The sequence below is a fragment of the Microlunatus endophyticus genome, assembly GCF_014646195.1.
GTDB lineage: Bacteria > Actinomycetota > Actinomycetes > Propionibacteriales > Propionibacteriaceae > Microlunatus > Microlunatus endophyticus.
Genome location: NZ_BMMZ01000002.1, coordinates 330799 through 354398, shown reverse-complemented (window position 1 = coordinate 354398; position 23600 = coordinate 330799). Strand labels below are relative to the sequence as shown.

Sequence of the window (23600 nt, the reverse complement as noted above, 5' to 3'; positions counted from 1 at the left end):
GCCCTCATGCCGAGGGGTCACAAACTCATCAATTTGGGCCGCGTGTCGCCGAAGCCTGGATTCCTTGGGTCGCGACACGCCGCGCGTATCGGGGAACAATTGACTGTTCGGCGTGGGCGGGGTCAGGGGTGGCGGTCGAGGGCGGCCAGCACCCGGTCGGAGCTGCCGCCCAGCCTGAGCGACTCGGTCAGCTCGGCGAACCGGGCCGGATCGGCAGGTGTCGTCGCCAGGACAAGATCATCCAGGGTGACGCCGAGGTCGAGATCGTCGCGCACCCCGACCACCTCGGGGGCGACGGCGAGGTAGTCGATCGCGGCACTGAGCTTGGCTTTGATGCCGGGCGCGATCGCCGAAGCGGGAGCTGCGACCGCTTCGATGATCCCTTCCAGAGTGCCGTAGCGGGTGATCAGATTCGCCGCCGTCTTCTCGCCGACCCCGGCAACGCCCGGCAGTCCGTCGGAGGGATCTCCTTTGAGGGTGGCGAAGTCCCGGTAACCGGCGGCGGGCACGCCGAACCGGTTCTGCAGCCAGGCGTCGTCGACCCGGTCATGTTTGCCGACGCCGCGTGCTGTGTAGAGCACCCGGATCTGACGGTCGTCGTCGACCAGCTGGAACAGGTCCCGGTCACCGGTCACCACGTCGACCGGAATGCCGACCGTCCGCGCCAGGGTGCCGATCACGTCGTCGGCCTCGTAGCCGTCCTTGCCGACGATCGCCAACCCCAGGGCGGTCAGGGTGTCGATGATCATCGGGACCTGGATCGCCAGGTCGTCGGGGGACTCCTCGATCGGGGTCGCGGTCGAGTGCGACATCTCCGCGATGCCGGTCTGGTCGCCGGTCGCGACGCGATGGGCCTTGTAGCTGGGGATCAGTGCCACCCGCCAGGCCGGTCGCCAGTCGTTGTCCCAGCAACAGGCCAGATGCGTCGGTTGGTAGTCGGTCACCAGCCGGGCGATGAAGTCGAGCAGACCGCGTACGGCATTGATCGGGCGCCCGTCCGGAGTACGCATGCTGTCCGGGACGCCGAAAAATGCGCGGAAATAGAGCGAAGCCGTGTCCAATAGCAGCAATCTTGGGGTACTCACGCCGCAAATACTGGCACGCTTGGGCCCATGGAGAAGCTCGACCGACAGATCCTTTCGCTGCTGGCCCGTGACGGCCGGATGTCCTACACCGACATCGGCAAGGCCACCGGCCTGTCCACCTCGGCTGCCCAGCAGCGGGTGCGCAAGCTCGAGCAGCGCGGCGTGATCACCGGCTACAAGGCGATCGTCGCACCCGAGCAGCTGGGGCTGATGCTCACTGCCTTCGTCGAGGTCAAGCCGTTCTTCGCCGAACAACCCGACGACACCCCGGAGCTGCTCAGCGACATCGAGCAGATCGTCTCCTGCTACTCGGTGGCCGGCGAAGCGAACTATCTGCTCAAGGTCCAGGTCTCCAATGCCGCCGAGCTCGAGGACCTGCTGGCGGTGATCCGCAGCAAGGGCAGGGTTTCCACCCACACGACGGTCGTGCTGTCGGTGCCGTACGAAGATCGTCCGGCGGTGTGACGCAGGTACCCTCGGGTGGTGCTCGAACGTGATGCGCTGACCGCGCCCGCCTCACCGGCGCTCGCGGCCGAGCGTGATACCCGCCCGGCGGTACTGCGGCGGAGCCGTGCCGGCAGCCTCCGAATGCCCTTGTTGCTGAGATTGCTGAGTGCTGTGCTGGCCGGTCTCGCGCTGGCCTTCGCCTTCCAGCCGTATGCGATCTGGCCGTTGACCTTCGTCGGCGCGGCTGCCTTGACGATCCTCACCCACGGCACCCGGCCGCGGCGGGCCTTCCTCACCGGCTACCTCTTCGGGCTGGCGATGCTGACCGTGGCGATCGGCTGGGTCCGGGTGATCGTCGGCGGCGGCGCCGTCGCCTACCTGGGGGTCTTCGGCTTGGTCGGGTTCGAGGCGCTCGCGTTCGGACTGCTCGGTGTCGCGATCACCTTGGTGGGCCGGCTGCGATTCTGGCCGCTGATGGCCGCCGCTGCCTGGACCGGTGTCGAGTACGTCTACTCCCGCTATCCGTTCGGCGGCTTCGGCTGGACCCGGATCGCTTACACCGCGGTCGGGACGCCCTTCGAGGGGTTGTTCCCGATGGTCGGCGTGGCCGGTGTCTCCTTCCTGGTCGCGCTGCTGTCGCAGGCCGTCGGCTGGCTGGCGCTGAGGTTGATCACGGCCCGGCCGGAGGGTCAAGATCGGCGGCGGATCGGGCGGATGCTGGTCGCGCCGGTAGCTGTCTGGGTCGTGCTGCTGGGCGCCGGTGTCGGCCTGCAGCGCTGGAATCCGGATCCGGCCGACGGCATCGGACAGACTGCGCACGTCGGGATCGTCCAGGGCAATGTCCCCGGCAAGGGCATCGACGCCCTCGGCCGGATGCGTACGGTGACCGCCAACCACGTGGCACAGACCGAAAAGCTGATGGGCCAGGTCGATGAGGGCAAGTACCCGAAGCCGGACTTCATTCTCTGGCCGGAGAATTCCACAGACATCGACCCGACCAAGGATCCGATCACCGGTGACCAGGTCGAGACTGCGGCCACCGTTGCCGGCAAGCCGATCTTCGTCGGGGCGGTGATGGACGGACCGGGTCCGGACGAGCGGCAGACCTCGGGGCTGTGGTGGGATCCCCAGAAGGGGATCATCGCCCGCTACGACAAGCGCAACCTGGTGCCGTTCGGCGAATGGATCCCGTTCCGCAACGAGTTGCTGCCGCACTTCCCGATCCTGCAGCTGGTCGGGCCGCAGTCGGTTCCCGGCACCAAGCCCGGCGCGATCAAGGTCCCGATCACTCTCGGCGGCAGCGCCGTGCACCAGGTCGTGGTCGGCGACGCCATCTGTTTCGAGCTCGCCTACGACGACACGATTTACGACGTGGTCAACTCCGGGGCCGAGTTGTTCATGGTGCAGAGCAACAACGCCACCTACACCGGCACCGGCCAGGTCGCCCAGCAGTTCGCGATCACCCGCGCGCGCGCCATGGAGACCCGCCGCGAGATCGCCGTCGCCACCACCAACGGTGTCTCCGGATTCATCGGCCGCGACGGTCAGGTGGAGTGGCAGACCAAGGAGCGTACGGCGACCTCGAACGTGGTGACGATGCCGTTGCGCACCGAGATCACTCCGGCCGTACGGATCGCCCCGTGGCTGGACCGCGGGCTGGCTGCGGGCGCGCTGGTGTGCTGTGTCATCGGAATCATCGCCGGCAGACGCACCCGGACACGTACGGCGGGTGGCTCTTTGGGGGATCCCTCGGGGTCGTCCGCGGGCCAGTCTTCGGCAGACTGAGGGACAATCGGTCTATGAGCTGGGGCCGGCCGGATGAGTCCGCGGGAACGCGGAGGTGGCGACATCGCCTGGGACCGGTGTTCGCCGGCGCCCTGATCCTGGGTGTCGTGGACATCTGGCTGCTGATCTTGATCGGGCACCACCTCGGTGCGCTGCCGGTGGTGCTCTTCATGATTGCCGAGGCGGCCGCGGGCGGGTGGTTGATCCGGCGCCGCTGGCGCAGCGCGTGGCAGCGGCTGGCCAGGACAGGCGAGAACCGACCCGATCCAAGCCGGCTGGACCTGCAGAATCCCGGCCGGCAGGTGGCGCAGGCGGTCGACACCGGTCTGGTCGTCGGCGGGGCAGCGGCACTGATCTTTCCAGGGGTGATTACAGCGGTCCTGGGCCTGCTCCTCCTCTTGCCCGTCACCCGGCGGGTGCCTGCCGCCATGCTGAATCGCGCCATCGGCCGGCGGATCCCCGACCTGGGGGATCTTGATGGGCTGGGCGGATTCGGTGGCCGGTCCCGCGGGCGCGGGTCGACAGGCTATGGCGAGGTGATCGAGGGCGAAGTCGTCGACAATCCCGGTCCGAATGGCACCCAGGATCCGGACGGGCCGACGATCATCCGTGGCGAGGTCGGCGACCGCTGACCGCTCCACACCAAAGCTCGAACCTTGACCTTGCGCACAGCTGCACCACTTTCGTACGGCGTGTCGCGGCACCAATCGCAAACCTTGAGCCAGCGGGCCGGGTTGGACGCGCTGTGGGTGAACTTCGAGGCGGACCGAAGGGTAGATCATGAGGATGCTTCTCACCTCGGGCGGTGTCACGAACCCGACGATCAATGCGGCGCTGGTCTCGCTGCTGGGCAAGCCGATCGCCGACGCCGACGCGCTCTTCATCCCGACCGCCCAATGGGGGCAGCCGGCCTGCTCGCCCGCGTCGGTGATGCGATCGATCGCCGGGCCGGGTCTGGGTGATCTCGGCTGGAAATCGGTCGGCGTCCTCGAGCTCACGGCGCTGTCGAGCATCGATCGCGGCCGCTGGGTTCCGTGGGTCCGGGCGGCGGATGTCCTGCTGGTCGACGGCGGCGAGGCGACCTACCTGTGCCACTGGATGAAGGAATCCGGGCTGGCCGAGCTGCTGCCCTCACTGGAGGACGCGGTCTGGGTCGGGGTGAGCGCCGGCAGCATGGTGATGACTCCGCGGATCGGCCCGGAGTTCGTCGACTGGGACCGGTCGCCCGGCGACGAGACCCTGGGACTCGTCGAATTCTCGATCTTTCCGCACCTGGATTATCCGGACTGGCCGGACAACTCGCTCGACAGTGCCCGCCGCTGGGCAACCAAGATCGGCGGGCCGGCGTACGCGATCGACGACCAGACGGCGATCTCGGTCGGCGATGCGATCGAGGTGATCTCCGAGGGGCACTGGGAGCAGTTCAACTCCCGGTGACCATGGCTATGCCGAGCCCGCCGCCGGGTCCGAACGGATGGTCTGCCACACCGCGTGCGCGGCAGTCTCGTGTGCCTCGAGCGAGTCGGCGTACCGGCTCCTACCGGTCGTCTCGTCACCGGTCGGAGAAGGAACAAGCACAAGCCGTCGCCGCCCGAAACTCAAGTTGTCACGAGTTCCACGGTGCTACGGGCCGATTTCGTGGCGGAAACTCGAGTTGTCGCGACTTCCACGGCCCCTGAGCACGGCGCCGGGCATGCGAAAGGGCGCCGTACGACCGGAGTCGTACGACGCCCTGTACGGCGTGCCGCGGAGCTCAGGCGCTCTTGCGGGTCTTGCCGCCTACGGTCGCGTAGTTCGGACCGAGCTCGCCGCTGCGCAGAAGATCCAGCCGCTCGGCCAGCAACTCCTCCAACTCGGGGATGGAGCGACGCTCGCGGAGCATGTCCCAGTGCGTACGTGCGGGCTTCTCGTCCTTGGCCTCCGCCTTGGTGCCGTCCAGACGGAGCGACTCGGCACCGCAGCGCGGGCACTCCCAGACTGCGGGGACTTCGGCTTCCACGGCGAAGGTGAGCGAGTACTCGTGCTTGTTGCTACAGATGTAGCCGACTTCCTGACGAGCTGCGAACTCGACGCCGGTCTCATCCTCGAAACTCTTCGAGCCGAGACCCGTGCCACGCAGCGAACGATCAGCCATGGTTTACCTCCCGATGTGTTCGCATATCACAACGCATGCGCCCGATAACATGTTCCCTCACCGACGGGGCGTTACCCGCGATGTGGCCAACCGCACATCCTAGAAATCTGCTTAGAAATCTGCTCGAGCCCTCGCGGCAGGGGACTTCACCGGCACCAGCGCCACGGCCCCGCCGAGCAGGACCAGAATGATCCCAAGGATACCGATCCGGTCACCGAACAAGCCTGAGAACACGGCAAAGAGTGCCGGTGCAATGAATGAGGCTGCCCGGCCGGTGGTGGCGTACAGACCGAAGAGCTCACCTTCCCGCTGCGGCGGTGCGATCTGGGCCAGGAAGGACCGGGAACTGGCCTGTGCCGGGCCCACCCAGAGCACCATGATCAGCGCGAAGATCCAGAAGAGCATCGTGATGTTGGCCGGATGGATCAGCGCCACCACCAGCAATGTGCTGGCCATCACGACCAGCCCTGTCAGTGAGATCAGGATCACCCGCTTGGGCCCGATCCGATCCTCGAAACGGCCCATGACGACGGCGCCGATCGCGGCCGAGATGTTGGCCACGACACCGAAGATCAACACCGTCCCCGACGCCATCCCGTAGACGCTGACCGCCAGGATCGCCCCGAAGGAGAACACCGCGGCCAGGCCGTCGCGATAGATCGCGCTGGCCAGCAGGAAATAGACCGAATGCCGGTCGGCCCGGAACAGGTTGCGGATGTCGAGGATCAGCTGCCGGTACGCGTCGACCAGTCCGCCGCCACCGAGCCTGACCTTCGCAGCGGCCTTGACCTCGGGCACGGCGAGGAAGATCGGGATCGCGAAAATGCCGAACCAGACGGCGGCCATCAGTGCGATCGCGCGATAGCGCAGCCCGCCCTCGCTGCCGACGCCGAACCAGCCGACGTGCGGCGCGATGAAGCCGACGTAGCAGATCAGCAGCAGGAAGATTCCGCCGAAATAGCCCATCGCCCAGCCGAACCCGGAGATCCGGCCCATGTTCTTTTTGGTCGACACCTGCGGCAGCATCGAGTTGTACGACACCCCGGCCAGCTCAGCGAAGATGTTGCCGGCCGCCATCAACGCCAGCCCGAGCCAGAGGAAGCTGACGTCGTTCTTCACCCAGAACAGTCCGACCATGGTCAACAACACCAGCCCGGACCAGATCGCCAGGTTGCGTCGCCGATGCCCACCGGCATCGGCGCGCCGGCCGCCGATCGGGGCCGCCAGCGCGATGCAGACACCGGCGACCGTGGTCGAGATACCCATCCAGGTGTCGCCGGTCAGCCCGCCGGGCCGGTGGTCGCCGACCACTCCCTGGACGATGTAGGGACCGAAGACGAAGGTTGTGATCACCGCGTTCTGAGCGGCCGAGGCCCAGTCCCACAATGCCCAGGCCAGCACCGTACGGCGCTTGGCCGGCTGGGCGCCGGGCGAGGCAGCCGGTACGGCCTCGGCTCCCGCCGGGACACCGCTGTCGGTCGTCATGCTGCCGACCATAGGCCGCGCCGGGCCAGTACGTCCTTCAACGTGTCGATCCGGTCGGTGAATATTCCGTCAACGCCGAGATCGATCAGCCGATTCATCTCGGCCGCGTCGTCGATCGTCCAGACGTGCACCTGCCGTCCGGCCTGGTGTGCGGCCGTCACCAGGCGTTCGGTCAGCACCGCCACCTGGCGTCCCGCGACCGGGGTGGTGACCGGCAGCTGCAGGGCGACACCAGGGGAGTGGACGAGGTTGCTGATCACCGGCAGCCGGGTCAGGAAGGGCGCGAACCGCAACTGCACGATGGCCCGCGAGCTGACAGCGGTCGGCACCGCCGGCAACAACTCCCGCAGCCGGCGCAGCCGGTGGACGCCGAAGGAGCTGACGCAGACCCGGTCGACGACCTCGTGCTCGAGGATCTCCCGGGCCAGCAGGTCGACGGCGTCCTCGGCCTTGCAGTCGATGTTGAACCGAGCGGCCGGAAAGGCGTGCAGCAACTCGGCCAGCGTCGGGATCTGGTATCCGTCTCCGACGACCGCCGTCCGCACCTCGTCGAAGGTCAGCTCGGCGATCGCCCCGGTGCGATCGGTGACCCGGTCCAGCCGCTCGTCGTGGAAGGCGACCAGCCGTCCGTCCCGGGTGGCGTGCACATCGGTCTCCAGGTAGCGGTAGCCGAGATCGACCGCAGCCTGGAAGGCCGCCAGAGTGTTCTCGTGACCGCGATTGGCCGGGTACGCCGCCCCGCCGCGATGGGCGAAGGCGAGGAACGGGGCATCGAAGAAGCCGAAGTCCGCCGCCCGCCGGCCGACCGGTGCCCGAGCCATCAGCCCACGCCCGGCAGCCGGCTCAACCAGGTGACGGCCACGTGGGGTGCCCAGGTCGGGATGCCGAGCACCAGCAGATCTGCGTACCCGAGCGCACCGATGACGGCGAAGAAGATCACCCAGGCGAGCACCTGTTTCGGTCTGCCCCAGCCGCGGAAGGTATGCAGTTGGCGCTTGACCCACTGCATGAGCCGATGGGCCCAGGCGAATTCACTGGCCCAGATCGCCAGCCCGAGGAGCACCAACGGGATGCCACCTGGACCGGGCAACGGGCCGCTCACGACGCCGAACAGGATGAGCAGGGTGCCGAGGATGCCGATCAGCACCCGATAGACCCTGGCCTTGTGGGGATCGGCGCGGATCTTGCGCCGCCAAGCCCAGCGGTCGTGGTGCTCGGTCTGGTCGCTGCCCTGCATGGTTCGGTCCGCGTGCGTCGTGCCGCTCAGCGCGCCGCGGGTTTCGGGCTCGCTCCGACCTCCACGAGCGTCCCGGGTCGCCATGGGCACAACTGTAGGTGCGGTGACGCCCGCCTCGGCCTGCTGTGATCCGGCTCTGGGGAAACTTTCAGTGAGACCGTCAGTCATCGCCGCCGCCGGGCCGACGTTGCCAGACGGTGCCCGCGATCCGCTGGATCAGCCGATGGGACCGTTCGTTCGGCCACGCGCCGCTGATCGCCACGCTGAGGACGAACTGATCGCGGGGATCGTCCCCGCCGTGCGGCCGAACGAGCGCAGCGTCGAGGACGCCGTCACTCACCCAGCCGTTCTTATGGGCCACCCAGGTGCCGGTCGGCAGACCTGGACGGATGTCGGTGTCGACCTCGTTGTCGGCCAGTACGCCCAGTACTGCGGCACAGGTGCCCGGCGGGGCCGCGGTCCCGCCGGCCAGCGCGAGCAGGATCTTGTTCAGTCCGGACACCGTCACCAGATTGGAGATGCCGGCCCGCTGCGCGGCGTAGTCCTCGATGCCGCGAACGACCTGTACACCGTCCGCCTCGCAGTCGACGATCACTTGCGCGACTGCCTCGAAGCCGACCGCGTCGGCGACCAGATTGGTCGCCAGGTTCGAGGACCGGATGATGCTGCGGCGACACAGCCAGCGCAGCGGCACCTGCTGACCGACTCTCGCCCATACCTCCGGGTCGGAGTCCTCGTCCGGATCGATGGCGTAGGGCTCGCCGGTGCGAGAGGTGAAGCTGTTGTGGACGGTGAGCGTCGAGTCCAGGTCGAGGGTTCCGTGGTCGTGCAGGCGGTAGGCGGCCAGTACCAACGGAAGTTTCATGGTGCTGGCGGAGTAGTGCTGCAGGTCGGGTTGCCTGGTATCGACCACTCCGTCGGTCGTCGCCAACTCGTAGGAGATCCGCAGGTGCGCCGCTGCGCTGAGCTCTTCGGCGACCAATGCGGTCAGGACGTCGTGCAGGTCGGCGGTCCAGGCGTCGGCGGCAGCCGCAACGGTGGCCGTCTCGGGCTTCATCACGCGGACAGTCTGACGGATGCTGCGCCGGACCAGGTAGCTCGATCGGTCAGCTGGATCGGTCAGCTGGATCGGTCAGCTGGATCGGTTAGCTGGGTCGGTTAGCTGGGTCGGTTAGCTGGGTCGGTCAGCTCGACCAGATCGCTCGAGTGGGCGGTTGCCGGTACTGGGCGGCTGCTGCTCGGCTGGTGGCCGGTGGGCGTCCGACCGGGCCGGAACGTAAGAATGCGATGTGACCTCTGATCCGGCCAGCTCCGAACCGCACCGCATCCTGTCGATCCAGTCCTCGGTGGCGTACGGTCATGTGGGCAACAGCGCGGCGACCTTCCCGCTGATGCGCCGTGGGATCGAGGTCTGGCCGGTCTACACGGTGCACTTCTCCAACAACACCGGCTACGAGTCCTGGCGCGGCCCGATGCTGACCGCCTCCGATGTGCTCGAGGTGGTACGCGGAATCGACGACCGCGGCGTACTCGGCAGCTGCGACGCAGTCTTGTCGGGCTATCAGGGCGGCGAGGACGTCGGCGCGGCGATCCTGGAAGCCGTACGCCTGGTCAAGGACCGCAATCCGGCCGCGATCTACTGCTGCGACCCGGTGCTGGGTGATGTCGACCGTGGGATATACGTCCGCCCGTCGATCCCCGAATTCATGTCCTCGACCGTGGTCCCGGCCGCGGATGTGATCACGCCCAACCAGTTCGAGCTGGGATTGCTGACCGGCCTGCCGACCGGCTCGCTGAATGAAGTGCTGACCGCCGCCGAAGCCGCCCGTGATCTTGGTCCGGGAGCGGTGCTGGTCACCAGCGTGACCACTCCGGACGACCTGGACTCGGTGTCGATGGTGCTGGTCGACCACTCGGGCGGCTGGCGGGTGACCACACCCCTCATCCCGCAGACCTTCACCGGCGCGGGCGACCTGACCGCCGCGGTGTTCCTCGGCGGCCTGCTCCAGCACGGCAGGGATGCGGCGGCCGAGGCTCTCGCCGAGACGGCTGCGGTCGCCTATGGGGTGCTGTCGCTCACCCGGGCCCGGGGCGCCCGGGAACTGCAGCTGGTTGCGGCACAGGACGAGATCGCGAGCCCGAGCCGCAGCTTCCCGGTCGTCCGGATCCGGTGAGGTCGGGGCCGAGGTAGTTGAAATTGACGTTTCCAGCCGCGTTTCGCGGGGCGATTCGCAGTCGGGTGGACCGAAGCTCGCGATAGCGTACGTGCGTCGTATAACCAACCCGGCTACCACTCGGCCGCTATGTGACGACGTCTCGAGACGTCAGGAGGAGAGTCATGAGGGGCTTCAAAAACTTCTTGATGCGCGGTGATGTGATCGTCATCGCCGTCGGCCTGGTCGTTGCCACCGCCTTCAGTACCTTGATCAAGGCGTTCACCGACAGCATCATCCTGCCGATCGTCGCGCGGGCGCAGGGCGCGAGCCCGGACACCCAGGGTCTGGGTATCCAGCTCGGTGCCCCCGGAGCCAAGGCGACCTTCATCGACCTGGGCTCGCTGATCTCGGCGATCATCTACTTCCTGATCTTCATGGCGGTCGTCTACTTCGTGATCGTCGTTCCGTACAAGCACATCCAGGCCCGTCGGGGGATCACCGTGTTCGGCGATCCGGCACCGGCCCAGACCTGCCCGGCCTGCCTGTCGGATGACCTCCCAGTCGGCGCGACCAAGTGCAAGTACTGCACCTCGGACCTGCCTGCGGCTGCCGCCTGAGCTTCTGCGACCCCGACCTGATCCCACCGTGGAGCCCGCGGTGACCATGTCGCCGCGGGCTTTCTGTTGCGCTTTTCTGTGGTGCGCCGCTGGGTAATGGCTGAGTGCCGGAAGCCTGGGGAAGGAGCACGATGGCACGAGCGGTATGGACCGGCGCCCTGTCGTTCGGACTGGTCAGCGTCCCGATCGGGCTTTATCCGGCGACCCAGGAACACGAGGTCCGCTTCCATCAGTTCGAACGGGGGACGAATTCGCGGATTCGCTACCGACGGGTCAACCAGGACTCCGGCGACGAGGTCGACTACAACGACATCGTCAAGGGTGCCGAGCTGCCGGACGGGGAGTATGTCGTCCTGACCGACGAGGAGCTCGAAGAGGTCGAACCACAGCGGACCAAGGCGATCGAGATCCTGGACTTCGTCGAGTTGGCGCAGATCGATCCGGTCTACTTCCAGAAGAGCTACTTCCTCAGCCCGCGTGACGAGAATGCCCGCAAGCCGTACGCTCTGCTCAGCGCCGCCATCGAGAAGTCCGGTCGGGCTGCCGTCGCCTCCTTTGTGCTGCGGAACAAGGAATATCTCGCGGTGATCAGGCCGTACCAAGGCGCAATGATCTTGGAGACGATGTACTTCGCCGACGAGGTCCGCGATCTCGACCAGGTGATCAACGACCGGCCGGACCATCGGTCACTGCGTAAGCAGGATCTTGAGATGGCAACCAATCTGATCGAATCGATGAGCTCGGGCTGGGACCCGAAGCGCTACCACGACAGCTACACCGAGCGGGTCAACGCCCTGGTCGAGGCCAAGGGTCGCGACGAGAAGTTCGAGGTGGACGAAGAGGAGCCGGAGTCGACCGTGGTCGACCTGACTGCTGCTCTGCGCGCCTCTGTCGAGCGCGCCCGTGCGAAGAACAAGGGGACGAGCAAGATCCGGGCCGGCAAGAAGCGCGCAAGCACGAAGATCGCTGCCAGGAGGAGTGCAGGCACGGCCAAGAGCGGCCGGGCCCTCCAGCAAGGGCAGGATCTGTCCGAGCTGTCGAAATCGGAGTTGTACGACCTGGCCCAGGAGTTGAAGATCGCCGGCCGGTCCTCGATGAGTCGCTCCGACCTGGAGCTGGCCGTCGGCGCCGCTCAGCAGCGTCGCGCTTCCTGAATCTGGGTGTCGCCTAGGTGTTGCCTGAGCAACCTGAAGGGCGAACCCCCGAGGAACCTGAGACCGACGACAGTTGGCTCCGCGTGACATATCGTTAGCGAGCTATGGCACGACTTACGGCAGTACGCAGAGCTGTGGCCGGGTGGACCAAGCCGCTCGCCGCCCGGATCCCCGGTCCTGCCCGCCGTCGGTTGCGGTCAGTGGCAGCCCCGCTGGCCGCACAGGGTTCGAGGCCGCCGGTCACCCGGATGCGGACGGTCGAGGAGGTGCTGTCCAATCAGCTGAAGCAGATCGCGGATCCAGTGGTGGTGATTATCGCCCATCGCCCGCTGCAACGGCTCCGTGAGACGGTGCTCGCAGGTCGGCCGCAGGCCACAGTGCACGACGTCGGAGCCGGTCTCTCGGATGCACAGCTGCACGTCGCGCTGGCCGCGATCGGGCCGTGCGATCTGATCATCGACGACAGCACGGTGCCGGACAGGTTGCCGCGCGTCCGGCGCTACATCTACTGCGTCCGTCCGGGCGGGGTGGTCCTGGTCCGCAAACTCGGCCGCGGCAACGGTGCCGAGGCTCTGCGCAAGCAACTCGGCGCGGTGCTGGCCGATGTGGCCGGTCAGTACGGCACAGAGCAGGGACCTGGGGATCCCCAGTGGGGCCGTACGGACCGGGCGCGGTTCGGTCAGGCGGTCCGGGAGCTGAAGCTCGGACGGGACTACCTGGTCCTGGTGGCCGGCGTTGCGGCACAGGCGAAGATCCGCGAGGAGCAGATCGACGACCTGCTCGACCAGCGCCCCGATCTCGGCCGCGTCCTCGCCCGCCGGCCGGGCGCTCCGGTTCCGCAGCCTCCGAGCCTGCGGATGAGCGACTACGACCACCTGCTTTCGGTCAGATCCCTGGAGCAGGCTCCGGCGCTGGCGCTGCGCGAGTACCAGGGGGTGCTGACGATTCCGGGCCAGATCGCGACGATCGGCTCCATCATCCTTCCCGACAGCTACCGGCACTGGCCGGTGGGACGGCTCCGAAACCCCTTCATGCGCGAGATCGCCCGCGATTTCGCCGACGCGACAGCAGTGCCCGAGTTCGCCGATGATCCGGGCCCGGAATCGGTCCGTACGCTGCCCGGCTCGTACTTCTACCTCGACGACGAGGTCCGGGGACACTTCGGGCACATGACCACGGAGGTCCTCGCCCGGCTCTGGGCCTGGGACGAGGCCAAGGCCGCCGACCCGTCGCTGAAGGCGATCCTGCACGCCAACCGGCGCCGGCAGCTGTCCGACTGGGAGGTACGGCTGCTCGGCGCAGCCGGCATCGACCGGGACGACATTGTGTTCGCCCGTGAGCCCGTCCGTGTCGAGCGTCTCGTCGCTGCGACGCCGATGCTGTCCAATCCGTACTACGTGCACCCCGGGATCGGCGAGATCTGGCGTCGCGTCGGTGACGATCTGGCCGCACAGTCCGAGCTGGGCGCCTCGCCCGACCGGATCTTCATCGCGCGGCGGATCAAGAAGCGGTCGTGCCGCAACGCAACCGACGTCGAGCAGCTGTTCGAGTCGCTGGGCTTCACCCTGGTCTATCCCGAGGACCATCCGCTTCCCGACCAGATCCGCATGTTCCGGCAAGCGGACGCGATCGCCGGCTTCGCCGGCAGCGGCATGTTCCACCTGATGTTCACCCCCGAGCCGAAGCAGGTGATCCTGGTTACCTCCGAGTCGTACACCGGCCGCAACGAGTGGTTGATCGCCGGAGTGTTCGGTCATGCAATCAATGTGGCCTGGTGCCGGTCCGAGGCCGAGTGGCGCGGTGACCACTTCGCGTCCGGCGGCTACCAGTCCGCATTCAGCTTCGACTTCGACCGCGAGGGCGTCTTCGTACGCGACACCGCGGCCGCGATGGAGCGCGGGTGAGCCGGCCGAGGTCGGCCCGATCGGTCGATCGGGGCCGGCGCGCCGTGACCGTGACCCGACGCGGACTCGGCCGGACACTGAAGGTGATCGACGGCCGGTCACCCGCGGTCGTCCGGCGGGCTGCCAGGGATGTGGCCCGCAATCTCGCCGGAGACCGCTTCGGACGATCACTGGTCACAATCGTGCTCAGTGCCTCCGACGACGACCTGGAGTATCTGGACGCGGCGATCCGGTCGGCCGTCGACCAAACCCATCCGAGCCTGGAGATCCTGGTGCTGGCCTACGGCGCCGCGGATCGGCTGCCGACAGCCCTGAAGGGATGGCTGGCGGCTGATCACCGGGTCCGGCTGGTCCGCGGTAGCAGCCCGACGCTGGCCGCGGCCCGGGACCGGGGCGCTCGATTGGCCAAGGGCCGGCTGCTGTGCTTTCTGCGGGGACACGACACGCTGCCTCCCCGCGCGGTCGCGGAAGCGTTCGATGCGCTGCACCGCAGCGGGTCCGATTTCGTGATCGGCCGGATGACATCGCCACCGTCACTGCTGCCCTCGGCCCTGCCGCGCCGCGATGTGGTCCACGACAGCGAGCGGCTGCACACGACGCTGGCGGACTTCCCGGCCGCGATCACCGAGATGTCGCTGGGGAATCGGATGTTCGCGACCGGCTTCTGGCGGCGCGCGCGGCTGTCGTTCAGTGGTGCCGAGGGCGAGACTCTGCTGGTGTTGCAAGGATTCGAGAAGGCGACCTCCTTCGACGTCATCACTGCCTCGACCTACACCGAACGTTCCCGGGGTGACGCACTGCCGGTCGAGCAGATGTACGACTCGACGGCCGACCTGTCGGACTGGCTGACCGACACGTCTGCTGTCGGGCAGCGGTTGCGGCGGCTGGGCGACCGGCTCTACGAGACCTGGCTGGTCGGAGTCTGCGAGAACCAGGTGCAGACCTTCCTTGGCGATGTCGAGCGGATCTCCGCCGAGCATTGGCGCCAACTCCGCGACGGCATCGTCGCCTTGCGGGAAGGGGTCGAGGCGCGGGTCTGGAACCGGCTGCGCGCCGAGCCGCGGGTCAAGCTCGAGCTGCTGATCAATGATCGGCGCGGGTTGCTGGAGGAATTCGTCGCCGCCCGCTGGTTCGAACGCGACAACGTCGCGACCACGATCGAGTCCGGCCGGATCTACGCACGACTGCCGTATTTCGACGAGCCGGTGACCGACGGTCCGGGTCTGGTCGTCGACCGGGAGGCGTACGTGCTGGCGGAATCCGAGACGCCGGCACGCGCGCACTTGCGGTCGGTGCGCTCCGGTCCCGGCGATCAGTTGGAGCTCGACCTGCTGGTACGGATGGAGTTGGTCGACCTGGCCGGCAGACAGCCGACGATCACCGCTCGGCTAGTCCCCGGCGATGTCGACAGTGCCGGCGATGTCGACGGTGTCGGCGACAGTCCCGAACCGATCGAGCCCGAACCGAGCGAGCCCGAACCGATCGAGCTGCCGGTCCGTGCTCGGTTCGACGATCAGGCCAATCTGACGGTCAGCCATCGGTACCAGGACTACCGGGCCGGCGGCTGCACGGTCACCATCGACCGGGCTGCGCTGCTCCAGGGGAGCTGGCACCTGGAGACGACGATTGAGGTCGACGGCCTCATCCGCAGCACTGAGGAGATCACGGTCGACCGGCGGGGCTCGGCCTTCCTGCTGGGCACTCGCTATGGCCCGGTGCACAACACTCGGTCCGGTACCGCCGTCACGCTCGCTGAGCGGCAGCGTCGACTGCTCATCCAGGTCAGGGACTGTGAGCCGATCGGACTCGGCGCGGTCTCGGTCCGGGGTCGTTCGGCACGGCTGACCGTCGGGCCCCGGCCGGGCAGCCTGCCCGGGGTCGAGGTGACCGCTGTCACCGCGCGCTGTGGCAGCGTACGAACCCAGGCCGCGGTCACCGACTCGGTCGCCGAGCTGGTACTGCCGGAGCATCCCGCCGGCAACTCGCCGATCTGGCAGTTGCGGGCCATCGGCAGCGACCGGGTGAGCTATCCGATCGCCTGGCCCGGGTCCGCGCACGCGCCCCAGGGAAGCCCGTCCGAGCGCCAGGATCCGGGTCCGTGGCTGGGGGAGGGTGAGGGCGATGTGGTCGCTGCCCGCAGCGAATGGGGCAACGCGATGCTGGTCGAGACGTCGCAGGTGGTCCTGCTGGACTCGGTCGAGCTTCGACCGCGGGCGGTCCGGGTGCGCGGGCACTGGATCGGGGCGACACCACCGCAGGACCTGGAGATCGTGGTGAAGGGGCCGCGCCACCAGACCAGTTACCTGATCGGCTCCGGTGATTTCAGCTTCGACGTACCGCTCTACTGGGATCCCTGGGGACTGGGCGAGGTCGGTGTGCCGCGCGGGGAGTACAGGTTGACCGTCCAGCGGGCCGGTGAGGACGCCGGCCCGGGCAGCGTCGATCCGTCCTCCGACGGGAGCACGACGCCGCGGCCGCCGGCTCCGGCGCGAGTCTGGGCGAGCCCGGAGTGGGTCGGCGCGCTGGCGGGATTCCAGTTCAACGACGTGGTCCGGCTGGGGCGGCTACTCCGCCGCGGCGGCACGATCGGCTTCACCCTGGCAGCCCCGATTCCGTTGGAGCACGCGGGCGCCTACCAACAGCAGCGGTTGCAGCAGGCCTGTCTGGATGGTCTGGGCCCGATCGACCAACAACTGGCGTACTTCGCCAGCTACGACGGGTCGCAGCCGACCGACAGCGGCGTGGCCATCCAGGAGGAGCTGCTTCGCAGCCGGCCTGGGGCGCGCGCGGTCTGGGGCGTCGCGGATCTACGGACCCCGGTGCCAGACGGTGCTGAGAAGGTGCTGATCAACAGCGCCGAGTGGTACCGGGTGCTGAGTACGGCCGGCTATCTGGTGCAGAATGTCGACTTCCCCCGCTGGTGGCGCAAACGACCCGGCCAGCAGTTCCTGCAGACCTTCCACGGCTACCCGGCGAAGTCGATGGGATTGCGGATGTGGCGGGCCAAGGAATTCACCCCGCGCCGGTTGCAGGCCGAGCTCGCGCGGACCATGGCCGGGTGGGACCTGATCCTGACACCGGCACCGGAGATGGATCGCTACTACCGCGAGGAGTACGCCTACCAGGGTCCGATCCACAACCAGGGCTACCCGCGCGACGACGCGCTGGTGCTCCCGAGTGCCCGGGAGCGCCGCCAGTTAGTCCGCGACCTGCTCGGGATCCGTGATGATCAGAAGGCGATCCTGTACGCGCCGACCTGGCGTGATCATCTGGCCAGCAGCTATCAGTCGGCCGCCATGGTGGACAACCTCGATGTGGCATCCGCGAGCGCGGAACTCGGCGACGACTACGTACTGCTGCTGCGCGGCCACCGGTTTACCTCGAAAGCGCGCCGGGTCGAGCGTCGTACCACCCGGATCATCGATCTGACCGAGTATCCGGAGATCAACGACCTGATCGTCGCTGCCGACGCGGCGGTGCTGGACTACTCGAGCCTGCGCTTCGATTTCGCGCTGACCGGACGTCCGATGGTCTTCCTGGTGCCGGATCTGGCCGACTACACCGGTGGTGTCCGGGGATTCCTGTACGACTTCACCGACACCGCTCCGGGCCCGTTGGCGGAGACTGCCGACGAGGTGATCGCCGCACTGCGTGATCTTGACGGACTGGCAGCCGGCTATCGGGAGCAACTAGCCGCCTTTCATGCCAAGTACCAGTACTTGCAGGACGGGCACGCTGCCGAGCGGGTGGTTGAGAGATTCTTCGGCGAATCCAGGGAATGACGCAGTCGCCGCGGCCGCGGCGGCATCCCGTCTTCCGGGACAGCCACTGCTGATTCGTCCACCTCCGTCCGGCGAAGCGTGCCGCACATGATGGCCGAGTACGATCACCGCGATGAATTCTGTTGCAGAAGGACCGGAGAGTGCCGAGCGCTCCGTCGATCCCTTGGCGGACGCGTTCGCCTCGGCTGTGCGGCTGCGGCTCACGGAACGCCGGCTGGCGTCGTCGCGGCTCGCCCGGTCCCGTTCCGATGCGGCGATTCGCGCGGTCGCCACCGCAGCGTCGTCGCGCCATGCTGGAAGCCCGGAGACCGACCCTCTGCTGGACCTCGACGTTGCGGCACAAGTACCGCTGGCGGTGCTGCGTACCGAAGTCGAGGGTCCCGTCGAGTCCGCCGAGCCGGTGGATGCTGCAACGATGGATCCCGGCTCGACGGACGACGGCTTGACCGCCACCAAGCAGCAACTGCAGGACGAACTCGGCATCGCCACCGAGGAACTGCAAAGGCGGCGCGCGGATCCGACGAACCTGCACCGACTGCCGCTGACAGCTCTGGCTCGACAGCTGCTCACCGGGCGCATGCCGGGAACCCGCCGTGGATGACCCGGCCACCGGACCTGGTGCCACCCGATCAGACACCGGAACGCCGATGAAGTCCGGGCCGACCGGCTTGCCTGCGATGGTGCTGCACATCGGCCCGCACAAGACGGGTACGACGACCCTGCAGGCGGGGCTGGGGCAGAATCGGGCGAGTCTACGGGAGCAGGGTGTCGTCTATCCCGGTCGGCAGAACCACGAACTCAATGCAGCGACCGCCGTCTCGAGCAGAACTGTCGAACCCGGGCAGAGTGTCGAAACCTCGACGGCAGCTTGGTTCGAGATGCTCGACGAGATCAGGTCGTCCGGGGCCCGGCTCGGCGTTCTGAGCAGCGAGTTCTATTCCGAGACGCCCCAGGAGCGGATCGAGTGGCTGCTCGAACGCCTCGGCAGTGACGTGCAGGTGGTGATCACCCTGCGTCCGCTGGCCTCGATCCTTCCTTCCCAATGGCAGCAATACATCCAGAACCGTCTGGTCTACCCCTGGGACGAGTGGCTGCAGGCGATTCTTTCCGAGCCCCGCTCCGGCAAGATCACCCCGACCTTCTGGCTTCGCCATCGCCACGACCTTCTGGTCCGCCGCTGGGTGGAGGTCGCCGGACGCGAGCGCGTCACCGTGATCGCGGTCGACGAGCGCGACCCGGAATTCGTGGTGCGGAGCTTCGAGGAGCTCCTCGACGTGGTCCCGGGAACGCTGACACCCCGCGATCTGCGATCCAACCGATCCCTCGCGCTCGAGGAGGTAGAGCTGGTCCGTCGCTTCAACCAGCTCTACCGTTCGGCCGGCTATACCGGCACCGACTACACCACTCTGATCAGATACGGCGCCATCCGCCGTCTGCAGGAGCAGCCGGTCGCGGCGGGAAGTCACAGCATCCGGCTGCCCGGCTGGGCCGCACAGCGAGCCGGCGAGATCGCGCGGATGATGGTCACCGACATCATCGACTCGGGTGTGAAGATCATGGGACCGATCCGTGATCTGGACCGGTCGGCCCGGACACCGGCCGACAACGATCCTGCGGTCGACAATCCCACGATCGATTCCGTCAGCGCGGATCTGGCGGCCCGGCTGACGGTCGGGCTGGTCGAGACGATGGGCCGATATACACCGACCAGACCGCCGGATCCCGAACGTGCTCCAGTCTTGACGGCCATCGATCGTCGTAACCGCGAGCAGCGCGCGGCGGAACGGCGTCGGCGAACCGAGTCCGAGATCGAGGCCCTTCGGCACAAGATCGACTCGGTCCGCCGGCAGATCGCAAACCAACCGCTCGTCGCCGAGGCGACGCGGCGCGACCTGTTCAGCGAGCTGAGGCGACGGGCGCTGCGGCGTCTTCGCCCGAGGCGTTAGCCCGCAGCGCTAAGCCGCAGCTTCAGTCCCGGAACACCTCGATGTTGGCGCCGATCGCGTTCAGCCGGTTCGGCAGGTCCTCGTAGCCACGGTTGATCATGTAGACGTCGCGCAGCACCGACTCGCCACGGGCCGCCAGCATGCCGAGCAGGATGCAGACGCTGGGCCGCAGGGCCTGCGGGCAGACGATCTCGTAGCCTCGCCACCGGGTCGGGCCGTTGACGCGCAGCCGGTGCGGATCCAGCAGGGAGATGTCGGCGCCGAGTTTGTTCAACTCCAGCAGGTGGATCGCGCGGTTCTCGTAGACCCAGTCGTGGATCAGCGTGCTGCCCTCGGCGGCAGCGGCGATCACGGCGAAGAACGGCAGGTTGTCCATATTGAGGCCAGGGAACGGCATCGGGTGGATCTTGTCGATCGGCGCCCGCAGCAGGCTCGGCCGGACGGTGATGTCGACCAGTCGGGTCTGGCCGTTCTGGGCGCGGTATTCCTCGCTCAGGAAGAAATCCAAGCCCATCTCGTACAAGATCGACAACTCGATCTCCAGAAATTCGATGGGTGCGCGGCTGATCGTCAACTCGGAGTTGGTGACGATGCCGGCCGTGATCAGGCTCATGGCCTCGATCGGGTCTTCCGACGGGTAGTACTCGACGTCGGTGCTGATCTCGGACTTGCCGCGGATGGTCAGTGTCGTGGTGCCGATGCCGTCGATCTCGACGCCGAGCTTGGTCAGGAAGAAGCACAGGTCCTGCACCATGTAGTTCGGGCTGGCATTGCGCAGCACGGTCACGCCCGGATTCATCGCCGCCGCCAGCAGAGCGTTCTCGGTGCCGGTGTCGCTGCGTTCGGTCAGCGTGATCGGCCGGGTCGGCTCGACGCTGGTATTGACGATGCTCTGGTAGTAGCCGTTGGTAGCGGTGACGTCCAGGCCGAAGTGCCGCAGCACCTGCAGATGCGGTTCGATCGTCCGCGCACCCAGGTCGCAGCCGCCGGCGTACGGCAGCTGGAACTTGTCGTAGGCGTGCAACAGCGGCCCGAAGAACATGATGATGCTGCGGGTCCGGCGGGCGGCCTCGACGTCCATCGCATCGAGGTCGAGCTCGTCGGGACGGATGATCTCCAGATCGGCCTTGTCCGCCGACCATGTCGCCTTGACCCCGATCGACGTCAGCACCTCGACGATCCGGTTGACCTCCTCGATCCGGGCGATGTCCTTGATGACCGTACGGCCCCGGTTCAGCAGGCTGGCGCAGAGCACTGCGACGGCGGCGTTCTTGGACGAGCGGACCTCGATGCTGCCATGCAGCTTGTTGCCGCCGCGGACCCGGAGGTGGGTCGGGCCGTTGCCGCCGACCGAGATGATCGGACTGTCCAGCGCTTCGGCGATCCGGGTGACCATGTCCAGACTGAGGTTCTGATTGCCCGCCTCGATCCGGTGGACCGCGCTCTGACTGGTGCCGAGACGGGACGCCAGTTGGGTCTGGGTGAGTCCGCGGTGCTTGCGCGCGTCGCGGATCAGTCCGCCGATGTGGTCGAGAGTCAATTCAGTCACCACAGGACAATAACTCATGGGCGAGATATTTCTTCGTTCCAACTTGGTCACGAAGTGGGTGTCGCGGAGGGTGATACCCATTTGTCATTCAGTAGCCGACGACGCCGCCGCAAGGACCCCGCGACGCGGCCGGGGTTCGGTCCCACACTAGAGTTCGGTTCATGACCGAACACTTCGATGTCGTCGTCCTCGGGGCCGGTCCCGGTGGATATGAAGCCGCCATCCGCGCCGCGCAGCTCGGCAAGTCGGTGGCGATCGTGGAGACCAAGTACTGGGGCGGTGTCTGCCTGAACGTCGGCTGCATCCCCTCCAAGGCGTTGCTGCGCAACGCCGAACTGGCCCACGTGTTCAACCACGAGGCTTCGACCTTCGGCATCAGCGGTGAAGTGACCTTCGATTTCGGCGCGGCCTACAAGCGCAGCCGGTCGGTCGCGGACCGGATGAGCAAGGGCGTGCACTTCCTGATGCGCAAGAACAAGATCAAGGAGTTCGAGGGCTGGGGCACCTTCACCGGCCCGAACGCGCTCACCGTCGCGCTGGGTGGCGGGGGAGAGACCGAGATCACTTTTGACAACGCGATCGTCGCGACCGGAGCCACAACCCGACTGTTGCCCGGCACCCAGCTCAGCGAGCGGGTCGTCACCTACGAGGAGCAGATCCTCACCGACAACCTGCCCGGCTCGATCATCATCGCCGGCGCCGGTGCGATCGGTGTCGAATTCGGCTACGTCCTGGCCAATTACGGCGTGGATGTGACGATCGTGGAGTTCCTGGACCGGATGGTCCCGACCGAGGACGCCGAGATCTCCGCCGAACTGGCCAGGGCGTACCGCAAGCTGGGCGTCAAGGTGCTGACCGGCACCAAGGTCGGGACGATCGACGATTCGGGCGAGAAGGTCAAGGTCACGGTCAGTCCTGCCGCAGGCGGCGACCAGCAGGTGCTGGAGGCCGACAAGGTGCTGCAGGCGATCGGCTTCGCGCCGCGCACAGAGGGCTACGGGCTGGAGGCCACCGGTGTGAAGCTCACCGAGCGCGGTGCCATCGAGATCGACGAATACTGCCGGACCTCAGTGCCGAACATCTTCGCCATCGGCGATGTCACGGCCAAGATCATGCTGGCCCACAACGCCTCGGCGATGGGCCTGGTCGCGGCCGAGACGATCGCCGGCGCCGAGACGATGCCGATCGACTACGCCAATATCCCGCGGGCGACCTACTGCCAGCCGCAGATCGGCTCCTTCGGGCTGTCGGAGGAGCAGGCCAAGGCTGCCGGCCACGAGGTCAAGGTCGCGAAGTTCCCGTTCACCGCCAACGGCAAGGCCCACGGCTTGGGCGAGGCGGTCGGCTTCGTCAAGATCGTCGCCGACGCCCAGTACGGCGAGCTGCTCGGCGCCCACATGATCGGGCCGGACGTGACCGAATTGCTGCCGGAGCTGACCCTGGCCCAGAAGTGGGATCTGACCGCGGCCGAGGTCGGCCGCAATGTGCACGCCCACCCGACACTGTCCGAGGCGATCAAGGAAGCGATCCACGGCATCGAAGGGCACATGATCAATCTGTAGGCGTCCGTCTGGGTGCCGCTGCCGCCGGTCTTGGTCTTGTGGTGGCGGTTCCGGGGGACGACCCCCGTACCCCCCGTGCGCACTGGCGTCCATGATGAGCGAGACCCAGCCCCTTCGTACCTCGGGGCCGGCTCGCTGCGCTCGCGGGTGCCGTTCCCCGGTTCGGCGCGCCGGTTCTGGGGTCACTGGGCAGGGGTCACTGGGCAGGGCGAAAGTCGTGACAACTCGAGTTCGGCGGCCGAAATCGGTGCCTGACGGCGTGGAACTCATGACAACTCGAGTTTGTCGTAAGTCGTACCGGTCGGCTACGTGCTGACGTAGGCCTCTAGTTCGTCGCGCTCGGAAGTGAGCTCGCCGATCCGGGTCTTGAGCACGTCGCCGATGCTGACGATGCCGGCGAGCAGGCCGTCGTCGTCGAGGACGGGGATGTGCCGGACCCGGCGCTCGGTCATGAGCTGGGCGAGACTGTCGACGGTGTCGGATGCGGTGCAGGTGTGCATCCGGTCGGCCGGTGTCATGATCAGGTGAACCGGCTGGTCGAGGGTGGTGGGGCCATCCGTCAGGTGGCGCACGACATCGCGTTCGGAGACGATGCCCAGCGCGACACGGTCTTCGACCGAGACGACGACGGCGCCGAGATTGCGCGCCTTGAAAACGTCGAGCAGTTCCCGCACGAGCAGATCCGGTGGCACCATGACCACCTCGGTGCCCTTGGTCCGCAGGATGTCTGAGATATGCATGGGGCCTCCCGTGCTCC

At 67.2% G+C, this 23600-nt stretch carries 20 protein-coding genes; 12 read left to right on the top strand and 8 right to left on the bottom strand.

Annotation, left to right across the window (positions count from 1 at the left end):
* Positions 1-122: 122 nt before the first annotated feature.
* Positions 123-1085 (bottom strand): 5'-3' exonuclease, encoded by a 963-nt coding sequence (locus IEY07_RS05340; protein WP_229669734.1) that lies wholly within the window; start codon positions 1083-1085, stop codon positions 123-125.
* Between the two features lie 27 nt (positions 1086-1112).
* Between IEY07_RS05340 and IEY07_RS05335 the strand changes: the two genes are divergently transcribed.
* The 4 genes from IEY07_RS05335 (at position 1113) to IEY07_RS05320 (ending at position 4754) form a co-directional block, all read left to right on the top strand.
* A complete protein-coding gene (locus tag IEY07_RS05335) occupies positions 1113-1550 on the top strand; it encodes an Lrp/AsnC family transcriptional regulator (protein WP_188894131.1) in 438 nt (145 codons plus the stop codon).
* Positions 1551-1568: 18 nt separating this feature from the next.
* Positions 1569-3317, top strand: a complete 1749-nt coding sequence (lnt, locus tag IEY07_RS05330; RefSeq protein ID WP_188894130.1) for an apolipoprotein N-acyltransferase — start codon at positions 1569-1571, stop codon at positions 3315-3317.
* A gap of 77 nt (positions 3318-3394) precedes the next feature.
* Positions 3395-3949: an FxsA family protein gene (locus IEY07_RS05325; RefSeq protein ID WP_188894129.1), complete on the top strand. Its 555-nt coding sequence runs from the start codon at positions 3395-3397 to the stop codon at positions 3947-3949.
* A gap of 148 nt (positions 3950-4097) precedes the next feature.
* Positions 4098-4754 carry a Type 1 glutamine amidotransferase-like domain-containing protein gene (locus tag IEY07_RS05320; protein ID WP_188894128.1) on the top strand — a complete coding sequence of 219 codons (657 nt, stop codon included), beginning with the start codon at positions 4098-4100 and terminating at the stop codon, positions 4752-4754.
* A 316-nt stretch (positions 4755-5070) separates the two neighbouring features.
* Here the strand turns inward: IEY07_RS05320 and IEY07_RS05315 are convergent, their stop codons facing one another.
* The 5 genes from IEY07_RS05315 to IEY07_RS05295 all read right to left on the bottom strand — a co-directional run bounded on the left by IEY07_RS05315 (position 5071) and on the right by IEY07_RS05295 (position 9230).
* The gene (locus tag IEY07_RS05315) at positions 5071-5451 is read right to left on the bottom strand and encodes an RNA polymerase-binding protein RbpA (RefSeq protein ID WP_188894127.1); all 381 of its coding nucleotides are present in this window, start codon (positions 5449-5451) and stop codon (positions 5071-5073) included.
* Between the two features lie 111 nt (positions 5452-5562).
* Positions 5563-6936, bottom strand: a complete 1374-nt coding sequence (locus IEY07_RS05310; RefSeq protein ID WP_188894126.1) for an MFS transporter — start codon at positions 6934-6936, stop codon at positions 5563-5565.
* A complete protein-coding gene (locus IEY07_RS05305) occupies positions 6933-7757 on the bottom strand; it encodes a glycerophosphodiester phosphodiesterase family protein (RefSeq protein WP_188894125.1) in 825 nt (274 codons plus the stop codon). Before IEY07_RS05305 ends, IEY07_RS05310 begins: the two co-directional genes overlap by 4 nt.
* Positions 7757-8257, bottom strand: a complete 501-nt coding sequence (locus IEY07_RS05300) for a PGPGW domain-containing protein (RefSeq protein ID WP_188894124.1) — start codon at positions 8255-8257, stop codon at positions 7757-7759. Before IEY07_RS05300 ends, IEY07_RS05305 begins: the two co-directional genes overlap by 1 nt.
* 76 nt (positions 8258-8333) lie before the next feature.
* Positions 8334-9230 (bottom strand): serine hydrolase, encoded by an 897-nt coding sequence (locus IEY07_RS05295; protein WP_229669798.1) that lies wholly within the window; start codon positions 9228-9230, stop codon positions 8334-8336.
* A gap of 232 nt (positions 9231-9462) precedes the next feature.
* On the opposite strand from IEY07_RS05295, the gene pdxY reads away from it, so the two are divergent.
* The 7 genes from pdxY (at position 9463) to IEY07_RS05260 (ending at position 19732) form a co-directional block, all read left to right on the top strand.
* Positions 9463-10347 (top strand): pyridoxal kinase PdxY, encoded by an 885-nt coding sequence (gene pdxY / locus IEY07_RS05290; RefSeq protein WP_188894122.1) that lies wholly within the window; start codon positions 9463-9465, stop codon positions 10345-10347.
* A gap of 164 nt (positions 10348-10511) precedes the next feature.
* Positions 10512-10946 (top strand): large conductance mechanosensitive channel protein MscL, encoded by a 435-nt coding sequence (locus IEY07_RS05285; protein ID WP_188894121.1) that lies wholly within the window; start codon positions 10512-10514, stop codon positions 10944-10946.
* Between the two features lie 131 nt (positions 10947-11077).
* Positions 11078-12100, top strand: a complete 1023-nt coding sequence (gene ku / locus IEY07_RS05280; protein WP_188894120.1) for a non-homologous end joining protein Ku — start codon at positions 11078-11080, stop codon at positions 12098-12100.
* A gap of 104 nt (positions 12101-12204) precedes the next feature.
* On the top strand, positions 12205-14004 hold the full coding sequence (locus tag IEY07_RS05275) for a glycosyltransferase family 61 protein (protein ID WP_188894119.1): 1800 nt from the start codon (positions 12205-12207) through the stop codon (positions 14002-14004).
* A complete protein-coding gene (locus IEY07_RS05270) occupies positions 14001-17786 on the top strand; it encodes a bifunctional glycosyltransferase/CDP-glycerol:glycerophosphate glycerophosphotransferase (RefSeq protein WP_188894118.1) in 3786 nt (1261 codons plus the stop codon). Before IEY07_RS05275 ends, IEY07_RS05270 begins: the two co-directional genes overlap by 4 nt.
* A gap of 163 nt (positions 17787-17949) precedes the next feature.
* The gene (locus IEY07_RS05265; RefSeq protein WP_188894117.1) at positions 17950-18387 is read left to right on the top strand and encodes a hypothetical protein; all 438 of its coding nucleotides are present in this window, start codon (positions 17950-17952) and stop codon (positions 18385-18387) included.
* Between the two features lie 46 nt (positions 18388-18433).
* Positions 18434-19732: a hypothetical protein gene (locus IEY07_RS05260; RefSeq protein ID WP_188894116.1), complete on the top strand. Its 1299-nt coding sequence runs from the start codon at positions 18434-18436 to the stop codon at positions 19730-19732.
* 22 nt (positions 19733-19754) lie between these two features.
* Here IEY07_RS05260 and IEY07_RS05255 read toward each other — a convergent pair whose 3' ends face one another.
* Positions 19755-21299, bottom strand: coding sequence for a helix-turn-helix domain-containing protein (locus IEY07_RS05255; RefSeq protein ID WP_188894115.1), 1545 nt, complete (start codon positions 21297-21299; stop codon positions 19755-19757).
* Positions 21300-21442: 143 nt separating this feature from the next.
* On the opposite strand from IEY07_RS05255, the gene lpdA reads away from it, so the two are divergent.
* Complete coding sequence (lpdA, locus tag IEY07_RS05250; RefSeq protein WP_188894114.1) at positions 21443-22843, top strand: dihydrolipoyl dehydrogenase; 1401 nt, start codon at positions 21443-21445, stop codon at positions 22841-22843.
* 305 nt (positions 22844-23148) lie between these two features.
* On the opposite strand, the gene IEY07_RS05245 is transcribed toward lpdA, so the two are convergent.
* Entirely contained in the window at positions 23149-23583 is a 435-nt protein-coding gene (locus IEY07_RS05245; RefSeq protein WP_188894113.1) for a CBS domain-containing protein, read from the bottom strand.
* Positions 23584-23600: the final 17 nt, after the last annotated feature.